Annotated in this window: 11 protein-coding genes and 2 pseudogenes; 3 read left to right on the top strand and 10 right to left on the bottom strand. The window is 75.7% G+C overall.

Annotation, left to right across the window (positions count from 1 at the left end; translation table 11 throughout):
• The first annotated feature begins 44 nt into the window (after positions 1-44).
• Positions 45-2,369, top strand: coding sequence for an adenylate/guanylate cyclase domain-containing protein (locus tag O7612_RS14045; protein WP_282273673.1), 2,325 nt, complete (start codon positions 45-47; stop codon positions 2,367-2,369).
• Positions 2,370-2,382: 13 nt separating this feature from the next.
• Here O7612_RS14045 and O7612_RS14040 read toward each other — a convergent pair whose 3' ends face one another.
• From O7612_RS14040 to paaI, 6 genes and pseudogenes are all read right to left on the bottom strand, one after another.
• Complete coding sequence (locus tag O7612_RS14040) at positions 2,383-3,402, bottom strand: ABC transporter ATP-binding protein (RefSeq protein ID WP_282273672.1); 1,020 nt, start codon at positions 3,400-3,402, stop codon at positions 2,383-2,385.
• Positions 3,403-3,512: 110 nt separating this feature from the next.
• Positions 3,513-4,508 (bottom strand): annotated as a pseudogene (locus O7612_RS14035) (ABC transporter ATP-binding protein); the annotation flags it as partial.
• Positions 4,505-5,410, bottom strand: a complete 906-nt coding sequence (locus tag O7612_RS14030) for an ABC transporter permease (RefSeq protein ID WP_282273908.1) — start codon at positions 5,408-5,410, stop codon at positions 4,505-4,507. The pseudogene O7612_RS14035 and the gene O7612_RS14030, both read right to left, overlap by 4 nt.
• Positions 5,411-5,484: 74 nt before the next feature.
• Entirely contained in the window at positions 5,485-6,429 is a 945-nt protein-coding gene (locus O7612_RS14025; RefSeq protein WP_282273670.1) for an ABC transporter permease, read from the bottom strand.
• A gap of 9 nt (positions 6,430-6,438) precedes the next feature.
• A complete protein-coding gene (locus tag O7612_RS14020) occupies positions 6,439-7,965 on the bottom strand; it encodes an ABC transporter substrate-binding protein (protein ID WP_282273669.1) in 1,527 nt (508 codons plus the stop codon).
• A gap of 305 nt (positions 7,966-8,270) precedes the next feature.
• Positions 8,271-8,651 (bottom strand): hydroxyphenylacetyl-CoA thioesterase PaaI, encoded by a 381-nt coding sequence (gene paaI, locus O7612_RS14015; protein WP_282273907.1) that lies wholly within the window; start codon positions 8,649-8,651, stop codon positions 8,271-8,273.
• 544 nt (positions 8,652-9,195) lie between these two features.
• Here paaI and O7612_RS14010 point away from each other — a divergent pair.
• Complete coding sequence (locus tag O7612_RS14010; protein WP_282273668.1) at positions 9,196-9,867, top strand: CrcB family protein; 672 nt, start codon at positions 9,196-9,198, stop codon at positions 9,865-9,867.
• Positions 9,864-10,226, top strand: a complete 363-nt coding sequence (gene crcB, locus O7612_RS14005) for a fluoride efflux transporter CrcB (protein ID WP_282273667.1) — start codon at positions 9,864-9,866, stop codon at positions 10,224-10,226. Before O7612_RS14010 ends, crcB begins: the two co-directional genes overlap by 4 nt.
• 180 nt (positions 10,227-10,406) lie before the next feature.
• On the opposite strand, the pseudogene O7612_RS14000 reads toward crcB, so the two are convergent.
• From O7612_RS14000 to cobJ, 4 genes and pseudogenes are all read right to left on the bottom strand, one after another.
• Positions 10,407-11,282, bottom strand: a pseudogene (locus tag O7612_RS14000) (sirohydrochlorin chelatase); the annotation flags it as partial.
• Positions 11,279-11,872 (bottom strand): precorrin-8X methylmutase, encoded by a 594-nt coding sequence (locus O7612_RS13995; RefSeq protein WP_282273666.1) that lies wholly within the window; start codon positions 11,870-11,872, stop codon positions 11,279-11,281. The pseudogene O7612_RS14000 and the gene O7612_RS13995, both read right to left, overlap by 4 nt.
• 34 nt (positions 11,873-11,906) lie before the next feature.
• Complete coding sequence (locus O7612_RS13990) at positions 11,907-12,185, bottom strand: 4Fe-4S binding protein (RefSeq protein ID WP_348774290.1); 279 nt, start codon at positions 12,183-12,185, stop codon at positions 11,907-11,909.
• Positions 12,182-13,930 carry a precorrin-3B C(17)-methyltransferase gene (gene cobJ, locus O7612_RS13985; RefSeq protein WP_282273665.1) on the bottom strand — a complete coding sequence of 583 codons (1,749 nt, stop codon included), beginning with the start codon at positions 13,928-13,930 and terminating at the stop codon, positions 12,182-12,184. Before cobJ ends, O7612_RS13990 begins: the two co-directional genes overlap by 4 nt.
• Positions 13,931-13,994 lie beyond the last annotated feature (64 nt).

Below are 13,994 nucleotides of genomic sequence, written 5' to 3'. Positions count from 1 at the left end.
TCTCCGATCGTCGTCAACACCACTGCGGAGGAAGGGTGGGTGGGATGCCACTGTCCACGGTCGGTACCGGTCGGGAAGACGTCACCACGTCGCCCTGGCCGGTACCGCAGGAACGGCGGACACTGACCGTGCTGTTTGCCGACATCGTCGGGTCGACCGCGCTGACCGAACGGCTGGACCCGGAGGACGTCCGGGCGGTGCAGTCCGCCTACTTCGCCATCGTCGCCGGTGTGCTGCGCCGCTGGCAGGGCACGGTGGAGAAGTACGTCGGTGACGCGGTGATGGCGCTCTTCGGCGCCCGTACCTCCGACGGGCTGGACGGCTACCGGGCCGTCCGGGCCGCCCTGGAGATCCAGGCCGCACTGGACCGGCGGGTGCTCCCGGGCGGGGTGCGGCTGCGGGTCCGGGTCGGCGTCGCCACCGGCGAGGCGGTGGTCGACCTGGCCGGCGTCCGCGACGGCGGCCACGGCATGGCCTCCGGCGCGGTCCTCACCACCGCCGCCCGCATCCAGGAGTACGCCCCGCCGGGTGGCGTGGTCGTCTGCGCCGCCACCCACCGGGCCACCGCCGGCCTGGTCGACCAGCACGCCCTCGCCCCGGCCACCCTCACCGGCAAGGCGTTGCCGGTCGACGTCTGGCGGGTGACCCGCACCGCGCACCCGCAGCCGCATCCCACCCGGCACCACGGCCCGCTGATCGGCCGGCGGCGTGAGGTCGCCACCGTCCTTGACCAGCTCACCCGCGCGGCCCGGGAGCACCGTCCACGGTGGGTGGCGCTGATCGGGCCGGACGGCATCGGCCGCAGCCGGCTGCTGGCCGAACTGCGCCACCGGCTGCCGGAGGTCGACGGGACACCGGTGTGCTGGACGATGGCGCACTGCCCGCCGTACCCGGAGCAGGTGTTCGGCCCGGTCGCTGAGCTGCTACGGGACGTCGCGGGACTGGCCGCCACCGACCCGGCGGACACCGTGCGCGCCCGGCTGGACGCTCTGGTCGAGGGCCTGCTGCCGGCGCACCGGGCGGCGGTGACGGCGGCGGCGCTCGGCGCGCTGCTGGCCGCCCCGGACCGGTCGGCGGGCACCGGGGCCGCGGCGGTACGCCAGGTGCTGCTCGCCCTGGCCGCCCGCCGGCCGGTGGTGGTCGGCGTGGACGACCTGGACCGGGCCGCCCCGCAGGTGAACCACTTCCTGCACTCGCTGTTCGCCGCCGCGACCGCCCGGGGACTGCCGTTGGCGGTGCTGGCCACCCACCGGCCGGAGCACGCGGACCCGCTGCCGCTGCCGGGGCACCGCCGTCATCCGGTGGAACTGCCACCGTTGGACACCGTCCACACCGGCCGGCTGCTGCGCCGGCTCCTCGCCCGGGCCGGTCGGCCGGGCGTGGACGTCGTCCGGCTGACGCCGCTGGTCGCCGGCCGTCCCGGCTACGCCGCCGCCTACGTCGACGCCGCGCGGCGGAGCACGTCGCCGCCGCCGACCGGCCGGGCGGCCGAGCCGTCGCTGCCCGAGTCGCTCCGCCGTCGCGCCGCCGCCCGGCTGGACCGGTGCGACGGCCCGCACCGGGCGGTGCTGATGGCCGCCGCGACGCTCGACGTCGAGTTCACCGCGTCGAGGGTGGCCGGGTTGCTCGGTTGGACACCCGGCCGGGTCGCGGACGCCCTGCGCCGGCTCGCCGACGCCGGGCTGGTCCGGGTCGGCGCGCGGGGCGGCCACGTCATCGCCGACCCGGCCCTGCGGCGCTGCGCGTACGACCGGCTGCCCCGGACGGTCCGCGCCGACTTCGCCCGCCGGGCCGGCACCGCTCTCCCTGCCGCGTCCCACCCCGACCTCGCCCGCCGGGTCGGCACCGCCCTGCGGGCCGCCGACCCCACCGACCTCGTCCGCCGGACCGGCACCGACCTGTCCGCCGCGGCCGCCAGCCGCCGCGGCCTCGCCCACCGGGCCGGGGTCCGGCGGGCGCTCGCGGGCATCCGGTCGACCGACGGATCGAACACGGGCATCCGGTCGACCGACGGGTCGAGCACGGGCATCCGGTCGCCGTGGCGGCGGCCGGTCGCCACGGCGACGGCCGGTGACGCCTCCTGGCTGCGAACGGTTCCCCCGGGGGCCACCCGCTCCCACGACCCCGGCCGACCCCGGGTCGACGTGGACGGACCACGCCACTTCGACCCGGTGCGGCGGTCCGGAGTGCCCGGGGACCGAGATCCCCGGACCGGCGCCGGTGTACCGCGCGCGGGCGCGGTGGTGGTGCCGTTACCGGTCCGGGTCACCGCCGCGCCGGCCGGTTCCCGGCCGGCCACCGGTGGCCGGCGACGACGGGGGGAAGGGGTGCCGCGCCCGGCCGTACCGTTACCGGCGCGGGCCGCCTGACCGTCGCCGGTGCTCAGCGGGCCGCCCCGGTGGTCGGCGGGGGCGGGTCGTCCCGCATGGCGCGTGCCGCCGTACCGGCGAACAGGCACGCGGCACGGTGGCCGGGAGCCACCTCGACCACGGGCGGATCCGTCTCCGCGCAGACGGCACGGGCCTGCGGACAGCGGGTCCGGAACCGGCAGCCGCTCGGCGGGTCGGTCGGACTGGGCAGCTCACCCCGCAGGATGATCCGTCGCCGGTCACGCTCCACCCGCGGGTCGGCCACCGGGACGGCCGACAGCAGGGCCGCCGTGTACGGGTGCGCCGGCTCCCGCCAGAGCTGCGCCGGGGTGCCCGTCTCCACGATCCGCCCCAGGTGCATCACGGCGATCCGGTCACTGAGGTGCTCCACCGCGGCCAGGTCGTGCGCGATGAACAGGTAGGTCAGCCCGAGGTCACGTTGCAACCGGCGGAGCAGGTTCATGATCTGCGCCTGCACGCTCAGGTCGAGCGAGGCGATCGGTTCGTCGAGGACGATCAGGTCCGGCTCACCGGCCAGCGCACGGGCGATCCCGACCCGCTGGCGCTGGCCGCCGGAGAGTTCGTGCGGGTGCCGGCCGGCCGTCTCGGGTCGCAGCCCCACCAGGTCGAGCAGCTCGGCGACCCGCCGTCGACGGGCCTCGGCGGAACCCGCGAGCCGGTGGACGACCAGCGGTTCGGCGATGCTGGCACCGACGGTGCGGCGCGGGTCCAGCGACGCCTGCGGGTCCTGGAACACCATCGCCACCCGGCGGCGCAGCCCGCGCAGCCGACGACGCGACCAGCCGGTGACGTCCTGTCCGCCGACCCGGATCCGGCCGGCGGTCGGGTCGACCAGTCGCAGCAGCGCCAGGCCGGTGGTCGACTTGCCGCTGCCGGACTCACCCACCAGTCCCAGGGTCTCGCCGGCCCGCACCGCCAGCGACACGCCGTCCACCGCGCGGACCGGGGGGCCGCCGGGGCCGGGGAACCAGACGGTCAGGTCGTCGAGTTCGGCGACGGGTGCCGTACTCATCAGCCCTCCGGGGTGGGTCGGTCGTGGTCCGTGCCGGCGGCCGGCACGCCGGTGGGGTGGCCGTCGCCGGTGGCCGCACGGTCCCGGGCGGCCGGGTCGTCGCCGGTGGCGGGGCAGAAGGTACGGACCCGGTGCGCGGGGGCGATCGGGATCAGTGGCGGCAGTTCGTGGGCGCAGCGGGGGTCGCCGCGCACCGGGCAGCGGGGCCAGAAGGCGCAGCCCGGCGGCAGGTCGAGCGGGCTGGGCGGCGCACCGGGGATCGCGGCCAGTTCCTCCCCCGCCATGCCGGGCCGGGGCCGGGCGGCCAGCAGTGCCCGGGTGTACGGGTGGCCCGGTGCGGTGAAGACCGCGTCGACCGGCCCCTGCTCGACGATCCGCCCGCCGTACATCACCGCGACGGTGTCGGCGATGCCGGCCACCACACCGAGGTCGTGGGTGATCCAGACGACCGCGGTGCCGAGCCGGCGGCGCAGGTCGGCGACGAGTTCGACGATCTGCGCCTGGGTGGTGACGTCCAACGCGGTGGTCGGCTCGTCGGCGATGAGCAGCTCCGGTTCGCAGGCCAGCGCCATCGCGATGACCACCCGTTGCCGCATCCCGCCGGAGAACTGGTGCGGGTGGGCGTCCACCCGGCGTTCGGGCGACGGGATGCCGACCAGGTCGAGCAGTTCGACGGCGCGGGACCGGGCCTGCCGGCGGTTCATCCCGAGGTGTTCCTCGCACGCCTCGGTGACCTGCCGACCGACGGTCAGCACCGGGTTGAGGGTGGTCATCGGGTCCTGGAAGACGAAACCCACGTGCCGGCCGCGCCAGCGGCGACGCTCCGCCCCGGACATGGTGGTCAGCTCCCGGCCCAGCAGCCGGACCCGGCCGGTGACCGTGGCCGACCGTGGGGCCAGGCCGGTGGCGGCGAGCACGGTCATGCTCTTGCCGCTGCCGGACTCGCCGACCAGGGCGAGGGTCTGCCCGGGGGCCACCGACCAGTCGACGCCCGCGACCGCGCGGGCCGGGCCGTCGCGGGTGCCGAGGGTGACCGTCAGGTCGCTGATCTCCAACACCGGCGCGTCCCCGGCCACCCGGGGGGACGGTACGACGTGCCCGCTCACCGGATGCTCCTCCTGGCCTCGCTGACGGTGAGCTGGCGCGGGTCGAGCACGTCGCGCAGCGCATCGCCGACCAGGTTGAAGGCGAGCACGGTCAGGAAGATCGCCGCACCGGGGAAGAACCCCAGCCACCAGGCGTCGGTGACGAACCCGCGCCCGTCGTAGAGCATCCGGCCCCAGGCCGGCGCCGGCGGCTGGACGCCCAACCCGAGGAAGGACAGCGCCGCCTCCGACAGGATCGCGAAGGCCAGCGACAGCGAAGTCTGCACGATCAGCGGCGCGGCGATGTTGGGCAGCACGTGCCGGCGCAGGATGCGCAGGTCGGAGGTGCCGATCGAGACGGCGGCCCGGACGAAGACCTGTTCCCGGACGGCGAGCACACCGGCCCGGGTCACCCGGGCGAAGATCGGGGTGTAGACCACCCCGATGGCGACCATCGCGGTGACCAGTCCCGGGCCGAGCACCGCGACGATCGCCACGGCGAGCAGCAGCACGGGGAACGCGAACAACACGTCCATGCCGCGCATGAGGACGGTGTCCGCCCAGCCGCCGTACCAGCCGGCCAGCAGGCCGACGGTCACCCCCACGGCCAGGGCGACGCCGACGCTGACCAGCCCCACCTGCAACGACACCCGGGCCGCCACCAGCACCCGGCTGAGCACGTCGCGGCCCAGCTCGTCGGTGCCGAACGGGTGCGCGCCGCTGGGTGGACGGAGCATCCGGTCGACGTCCACGTCGTTGATGCCGGCCGGCGCGAGCCACTGTCCGGCCAGTCCGACGACCAGCAGGACCAGCAGCACCACCGTGCCGGCGACGGCCGGCGGGTCGTGCCGTAGCGCGGTCAGCGTCCGCCGCAGGGAACCCGCCCGGGCCGCCGTCGTCGCCGGGCGGTCGTCGACCGGCAGCGCGGGGGCGGAGGTCGACGGGCGGTCCGCGTGGTGTGGTGTGCCGGTGGGCGGCGGCACCCGGTCGCCGGCGCTCACCGCAGCCTGATCCGTGGGTCGAGGCGGGCGTACAGGACGTCCACCAGCAGGTTCGTCAGCAGGAAGAGGGTGGCCACGAAGAGCACCGCGCCCTGGAGCACCGGATAGTCCCGGGCCTGGACGGCGTCGTAGGTGAGCCGGCCGATGCCGGGCCAGGCGAAGAGCACCTCGATCACGATCACCCCACCGACCAGGCTGGCCAGTTGCACCCCGACCACGGTGACCACCGGGATCAGCGCGTTGCGCAGCACGTGCCGGACGACCACCACCCGGCGGCGCAGCCCCTTGGCCTCGGCGGTGCGGACGTAGTCCTCGGCGAGCACCTCGAGCACCGAGGAGCGGATGAACCGGGTGAGGATGGAGGCGGTGACCAGGCCGACGGCGGCGGCGGGGAGCGCCACGTGCGACGCCCAGGCCATCGGGTCGTCGGTGAGCGCCACGTAGCCCGACGGCGGCAGCCAGCCGAGCACCCCGGCGAAGAGCAGGATGCCCATGATGCCCGTCCAGAAATCCGGGACGGAGACCCCGACCTGGCTGAACACCCGGGCGGCGTGGTCGACGAACGAGCCGCTGCGCACCGCGGAGAGCACGCCCAGCGGGAAGGCGACCAGCAGGGCGAGCAGCACCGCGGTCACCGCCAGCGACCCGGTGGCGGGCAGCCGTTCCAGCACGATCGCGGTGACCGGCCGGCCGCTGCGGAAGCTGACCCCCAGGTCACCGGTGAGCGCGTGGCCGACGTAGCTGAAATACTGCGCCACCAGCGGCCGGTCCAGTCCCGAGCGTTCCCGCAGCGCGTCGTAGGTCTGCTGGTCGAAGCGGGTGCCCAGGGAGACCCGGACCGGGTCGCCGGGGACGAGTTGCAGCAGCAGGAAGACCACCAGGGTCACCCCGAGCAGGACGACGACCGACTGGAGCAGCCGCCGCAGGACGAAGCGTCCCACCCCGCCCCCTCAGCGGCCCAGGGCGACGTCACGGAACCGGATCGCCCGGTCGGTGCGGACCCGGTAGCCGGTGACCTTCGCCGACCAGCCCTGCACCACGTCCGGGTTGTACAGGTAGACGTAGCTGGCGTCGTCGACGATCTGCTTGGCCGCCCGGGTGTACGTCTGCTGGCGTACCGCCTTGTCGGTCTGGGTGCGGGCCTGGTCGAGCAGGGTGTCCACGGTGGGGTTGCTGTACCCGTGGAAGTTGAACGTGCCGCCGGTGCGGTGCTGGGCGTAGTAGAAGTCGTCCGGGTCGATGTTGCCGAGCCAGCCGAGCAGGAACGCGTCGAAGTTCCCCTTGCCCTGCTCGTCGAGCCACTGGGCGAAGTCCAGGGTGCGGATCTTCGCGGTGATCCCGACCTCGGCGAGCTGGGCGGCGATCACCTGCGCGGCGGTGACCGTCTCGGGGTACTCGCTGGTCACCATCAGGTCCATGGTGCGGCCCGTGACGCCGGCCCCGCCGAGCAGCCGCCGGGCCTGCCCCGGATCGTGCCGGTACGGCGCGTAGTCGTAGTACCAGGAGCTGCCCCGGGGAATGGCGGTCTGGTTGGCGGTGGCCTGGCCGAACGTGGCGGCCTTGGTGATCGCCTCCCGGTCGAGGGCGAACGCGACGGCCCGGCGGACGTTCACGTCGTCGTACGGCTTGCGCCGCTGGTTGAGGGCGAGGTACCAGTAGTCGGTCGAGGGGGTGGTCTCGACGGTCACCTCGCCGGCCTCCTTCAACGCCGGCACCTGCTGCGGCGGCAGGTTGTCGGTCCACTGCACCTCGCCGCCGCGCAGGTTCTGCAGGGCCACCGTCGGGTCCTTGACGAAGGTGAAGGTGACCCCGTCGAGCTTCGGTTTCCGCCCCCAGTAGGCGTCGTTGCGGGCCAGCCTGATGGTGTCGCCGGCGGTGTAACCGGCCACCGTGAAGGGTCCGCTCCCCACCGGTCTGGTCTTGATCGCGCCCGACTCCACGTTGGACTTCTCGACGATCGCCACGCCCTTGTACCCGCCGAGGTTGGCCAGCAGGTTCGGCGTCGGCGCGGTCAGCGTGACCACCACCGTCGCCGGGTCGGGGGCGGTCACCGACTTGACGCTGGCGAACCGGTACGACGCGTTCAGCTTCTCCCTGATGATCCGCTGGTACGAGTAGACGACGTCCTCCGAGGTCAGCGGTGATCCGTCGGAGAACGTCACGCCCTCGCGGAGGGTGAACGTCCAGGTGAGCTGGTCGCCGCTGGTGGTCCACCGGGTGGCCAGCGCCGGTCCCATGGTCAGGTCGGCGGCCGGCTCGACGAGGGTGTCGTAGACGTTCTCCAGCACCTCGAAGCTGTGGTAGGCCGAGGTCCTGTGCGGGTCGAGCTGGTCCGGCTCGCCGCCGATCGCGGCGGTGAGGGTGCCACCGGCGGACGTGCCGCCCCCGTCGACATCGACGCTCTCCCCCGCGCTGCACCCGGCGGGGCCGGTCAGGGCGACGACGAGCGCCGCCGCGGTGATCCTCGATCTGGTCATGGACACGGTCACCCTCCGTCGCCTGGCAGATCAAAACGCGAGTCTTCTCCGCCAATGAGGACGATGTCAATGAAATCAGCGCAATTCCCCGATCACCGGCCGTCCGTCCGATCGGGACCGCACAGCGTGGAGCATGGACCGTGGACACCACGTTGCACCGGTTACCGTTTCCTGTCCACCGCCGGTCAAACCTCATTCCACCGACGGGATCCGGACCGCCGCCGGACGGGCCTGGCCAGCACGGACCCGCCCCGGCCGGGTGACGGTACGGATCAGCCCTCGACCGGCCGATGGGGGGGTACGGCTCAGCCCCCGACCGGACGGTCGAGGGTGCGGCTGCGGCCACGGAACTCGGCCACCACCTCGTCTCCCCGGGAAACGGTGACGTCGTAGATGCCGCTGCGGCCGTACCGGACACGTTCGGTGGCGTACGCGGTCAACATGTCGCCCTCGCGGACCGGACGCAGGAAGCTGATCTCACCGCCGGCCGCGACCGTGGCCGGGCCGTGGGTGTTGCAGGCCAGCGCGAAGGCGGTGTCGGCGAGCAGGAACAGGAAACCGCCGTGGCCGATCCGGTGCCCGTTGACCATCGCGGCGGTCACCCGCATCCGGGCCACCGCCGCACCGTCGCCCGCGGAGACCAGTTCGATGCCGAGGCCCCGGGACGCCACGTCGGCGTCGAACATGTCGTGGGCGGCCGTCCGGCCGGCCCCGGGTTCCTCCGCCACCCGCCCGCCGGGCTCCTCGGTCCCGGCCCCGGTCCCGCCGGGATTCTCCGTCACGCCCCCGGCGGGGGCCTCCGTCACGGTTCCGCCGGGAGCCTCCGTCACCTCCCCGGGCGGATCCGGGAGCCGGCCGTCCCGCCACCCGTCGGTCCGCTCGACGGCATCCGGATCGCTGGGGCGTGGGCTACGGTCCGGCACGGTTCCTCCTGGGTCACCCGGCGCGACGCCCGGGGCCGACGCCGATCGCCGCTGCCGACCGTACGCCGCCGGGTCGGCGACCACCCGTCGCGGGTGCCGGGCGCGATCCGGCCACCCGCCCCACCACAACCTGCTCCGGCCACCCGCCCCACCGCCACCGCCTCCGGCCGCCGGGACCGGCGGGCAGGGTTATGCTCACGGACGTGCCGGCGGTGCGGCCTGCCGTCCCGGCCCCGGCCGGGAGCACCGCGCCGGACGCGCCGACGGCCCCTGCCGGTGGTGCACGTACCGGTGGGGAGGACTCCCGATGTCGCGGTGGTCGCGGCGCGTCGACCCCGACGTCGACCTGCGCGTTCCGGCCGACCGGGGTGAGCTGACCGCGCACCCGGCCGCCGTGCTCGGCGCGATCGCCGCCGGTGGGGTGCTGGGCGCGCTCGCCCGCGCCGGGGTGCAGACCGCCCTGCCCCACGCGCCGACCGGGTTCCCCTGGTCCACCTTCGCCGTGAACGTCACCGGCTGCCTGCTGATCGGGGCGCTGATGGGGGTGCTCGGCCGGCGTCCGGCGAGGGTGCCCGGCCGGCGTCCGGCGAGGGTGCCCGGCCGGCGTCCGGCGAGGGTGCCCGGCCGGCGTCGGGCCGGTCCGCTCGTCCGGCCGTTCCTCGCCGTCGGGGTGCTCGGCGGCTTCACCACCTTCTCCGCGTACGTGGTGGACGTCCACCGGGCGCTGGCCGCCGGGGCCATCGGGACGGCCCTGGGCTACCTGGCCGGCACCCTGGTCGGCGGACTGCTGGCGGTCGCCGCCGGTGACGCGCTGGTCGCCCGGTGGTGGGGCACGGACGCCGGCCGGGGCCACCGCGCGGCCGGATCCGGCCGGAGCGACCGGCGGCCCGGATCCGGCCGGAGCGGTCGACGCCCCGGGTGGGGACGGGACGACCGGCCGCCGGGTGCGGGCCGGACCGGCGGGGAGGTCCCCCGGTGACCGTGCTGCTGATCGCGCTGGGCGCGGCCCTCGGTGCGCCCCTGCGCTACCTCACCGACCGGGCGGTGCAGGCCCGGCACGGCTCCCGGTTCCCGTGGGGGACGCTGACCGTCAACGTCGCCGGATCGCTGCTGCTCGGCGCGGTGGTCGGGGCACCCGTGGGGCCGGCGGTGACCGCGCTGGTCGGCACCGGCTTCTGCGGCGCGCTGACCACCTGGTCCACCTTCGGCTACGAGACCGTACGGCTGGCCCGCACCGGCGCCCGGTGGTACGCGCTGGCCAACGCCCTGGTCAGCGTCGTCGCCGGTCTGGGCGCGGCCACCCTCGGCTTCGCGCTGGCCCGGGCGCTCACCGGCTGACCGGCCTCAGCGGACCGTCGTCACGTCCCGCCCGGTGGTGTGACCGTGCCGGTGCCGGCCGTCGTGGCCGTGGCCGCCAGTCCCGTGCTGGCCGTCGGGACCGTGCTGACCGGCGTGGTCGCCGTGGTCGTGCCGGCCGGTGTGGTCGTGGCCGGCGTGCCCGTGCTGGCCGGCGTGGTCGTGATGGTGATGGTGGTGGCCGTGGCCGTCGACCGGGTCGTCGGGGTGGTCGTGCGGGGTCTGCGGACGGCCCACCTTGTCGGCGAAGCCGGGCATCAGCACCCGGTAGGCGCAGGTGTCGCAGTTCATCCGGATATCCCCCCGCAGCGCCTCGGCGTGCCGTTCCAGCACCAGGTCGGCCAGGGCGTCGCAGTCACCGATCAGGTCGGCGACCCGGACGTCCAGGTCGGGGTGGTCCGCGGCGAACGCCTGCGACTGGGCCACGATCCGGTCCGGCAGCACGCCGGCGAACAGGAAGTACGGGGCCACCACGATCCGGCGGGCACCCAGCCGTACCAGCCGGTCGAGCACCGCCGGCACGGACGGCTCGGCCAGCGAGATGAACCCCGGTTCGACGCCGGCGTAGCCACGCCCCTCCCAGAGCAGTCGGGCCACCTTCGCCACCTCGGCGTTGGCATCCGGGTCGGTGGCCCCGCGCCCGATCAGCGCCACCCAGGTGCCGGCCCGGTCCGCCCCGTCCAGCACGGCGTCGATCCGCTGCTCCAGGACGGTGTGCAGCAGCGGGTGCGGGCCGAGCGGCCGACCGTACCGGTAGGTCAGGCCGGCGTGCCGGTCCTGCTCGCGCGCCATCGCGGCCGGGATGTCGCCCTTGCCGTGGCCGGCGGCGGTGAGCACCAGCGGCAACGCGACCAGCGCCCGGTGGCCCCGGGCGACCAGCGCGGTGACCGCGTCGGTCAGCGGCGGCCGGGACAACTCGATGAAGCCGCCCTCGACGTCACCCCCGGCCCGGTCCCGGACCCGGTCGACGAGGGCGGCGAACTGTTCGACCCCGGCCGCGCTACGCGTACCGTGCCCGACGATGACCAGTGCGGTCATTTTTCCTCCTGGTAGAGCAGGGCGTTGAGGGCCGCCGCGGCGACCGCCGAGCCGCCCTTCTCGCCGACGTTGGACACGGCGGGCAGGCCGCTGGCCCGCAACGCCGCCTTGGACTCGGCGGCCCCGACGAAGCCGACCGGCAACCCGACCACCAGCGCCGGGGCGGCACCCACCGTGATCAGTTCGACCAGTGCGGTCGGGGCGCAGCCGACCACCCAGACCGCCCCCGGGCCGACCCGGTCCAGGGCGATCCGGACGGCCGCCGCCGAGCGGGTCAACCCGGACCGCCGGGCCAGGTCGGCGGCGGTCGGTTCGGCGACCGGGCAGACGATCTCCCGTCCCGCCCGGGTGATCCCGGCGGCGACCATCGCCACGTCGGTGACGATCGGCGCACCGGCCCGCAGCGCGGCCAGCCCGCCGGCCAGCGCCGCCTCGTCGCAGACCAGATCGGTCACGTAGTCGAGATCGGCGCTGGCGTGCACCACCCGCTCGACGACCGCACGGGTCAACGGCGGCAGCCGCCCCAGGTCGACCCGTTCCCGCAGGATCCGGTACGACTCCTGCTCGATCGGATGGACGACCCGGCTCACCGCCCGCCTCCGGCGGCCGGTCGGTCGGTGACGGTCATGGTGCTCCTCGTCGCTCGGTGGTGACCCGGATCGCGTCCACCGGGCAGATCTCCAGACACTCCAGGCAGCCGGTGCAGCGGTCGGCCCGGACGGTCAGTCCGCCGGGCACCGGGCGGATCGCCCGGGTGGGGCAGGTCCGCAGGCAGGCCCCACAGCCCTGGCAGGCGTCGATGACCACCGGCGCTGCGACCGGACCGTCCGTCGCCACGACGGCCGGTGCCGTCCCGGGCCGGGGCGCGACGACCGGGCCGGTCGGGGACGCGGCGGGGGTCATCCGCGCCACCGGTAGCCCCGGGGGGTGACCATCCGGCCGCCGACCAGCCGGGTCTGCGAGCTGCCGACCACCACCAGCCCGTACATGTCGACCACGCCCGGATCGAAGGTGGCCAGGGTGGCCAGGTGGACCTGCTCGTCGGGGCGGCTGGCGTTGCGGACCACCCCGACCGGGGTGTGCGGCGGGCGGTGCTCGGCGAACGTCGCCAGCACCGCGCCGAGCTGCCAGTCCCGGGCCCGGCTGCGTGGGTTGTAGAGCAGCGCGACCAGGTCCGCCTCGGCGGCGGCGGCGACCCGCCGTTCGATCGCCGCCCAGGGTGTGTGCAGGTCGGACAGGCTCAGGTAGACGTGGTCGTGTCCGATCGGCGCACCGAGCAGCGCGGCGGCGGCCAGCGCGGCGGTCACCCCGGGCACCCCGACCACGTCGATCCGCTCGTCGGCGTACTCCAGGGCGGGGCTGGCCATCGCGTACACCCCGGCGTCGCCGGAGCCGACCAGCGCGACGGCGTGCCCGGCGGTGGCCTCGGCTACCGCGCTTCGCGCCCGTTCCTCCTCCGCGCCGAGCCCGCTGGCGAGCACCCGGGTGCCCGGCCGGAGCAGGTCGCGGACCTGGTCGACGTACTGGTCGAGGCCGACGACCACGGCGGCCCGGCGGAGTTCGGCGACGGCGCGCGGGGTGCGCAGGTCGGCCGCGCCCGGACCGAGCCCGACGATCGCCAGCCGGCCGCGCGGGGCCTGCCGGGCGACCGCGACGGTGGCCATCGCCGAGGCGGTCTTCGGCACCAGCAGGGTGCCGCCGTCGTGCAGCGCCGCCGCCTCGGCGACGCTGGGCGTGCCCACGGCGGCCCGGACCACCTCACTGGGGTGCGGCACGTCGACCGTCGCCAGCTCCGCCGCCGGCCGGGTCCGCAGCGGTACGCCGAGCGCGTCGGCGGTGGCCCGGATGCCCTCCTCGTCGGCCTTCACGTCCACGCTGGCCAGGCAGCGCAGACTGGCCGGGCTCAGCCCCGCGGCGGCCAGCGCCCGGCGCAGCAGCTCCTCGACCTCGGCCGCCGGCACCCCCCGGCTCGATCCCACCCCGGCGACCAGGGAGGGCGGTCGCAGCACGACGGTCCGCTCGTCGACCGGCACGATCCGGTCGGTGACCAGCACCCGGTACCCACCTGTCCCGTCGCCCGGTTCCGGGCCGGACCCGGTGGCGGCGGGGTCCACGACGGCCGGGGGTTCCGGGTGGACGTTCGGCGGCAGGGCGGGCAGCGGCCAGACCGCGTCGGCGACCAGCCGGACCGGTTCCCCGTCGAGGATCGCCCGGGACACCGCTGCCACCGCCCCCTCGACCGGCCAGCCGAGGGTGTCCAGGCCGGGCAGGTCGACCGCGTCGGTGGCGGTGGTGACCACCGGTCGGGCGTCGAGCAGGGCGGCCACCTCGGCGGCGAGCGTGTTCGCGCCCCCGGCGTGGCCGCCGAGCAGGGCGACGGCGTGCCGGGCGGCCTCGTCGACCACCACCACCGCCGGATCGGTGCGCTTGTCGCCGAGCAGCGGCGCCAGGATCCGTACCACCGCTCCGGTGGCCAGGAAGACCACCACCGCGTCGTACGCCGCCCAGGCGGTACGCAGCGCGTCGGCGACCCCGTCGGCCTCGACCAGGCGGGCGTGCGGCCAGGCGGCGGCCAGGGTCCGGGCGTGCCGGCGGCCGGCGGCGGTGGCCGCGACGAGTCCCACCCGGTGCGGGGCGGGGCCGGTCACCGGTGCTCCCCCGGTCGACGTGGTGCGGTGACGGTCACGGGTTCTCCCCCGTGCCGACGTGGTG

The sequence above is a fragment of the Micromonospora sp. WMMD987 genome (genome assembly GCF_029581435.1).
In the GTDB taxonomy this organism is placed as follows: domain Bacteria; phylum Actinomycetota; class Actinomycetes; order Mycobacteriales; family Micromonosporaceae; genus Micromonospora; species Micromonospora rifamycinica.
This window is presented reverse-complemented; position numbering and strand designations above follow the sequence as displayed.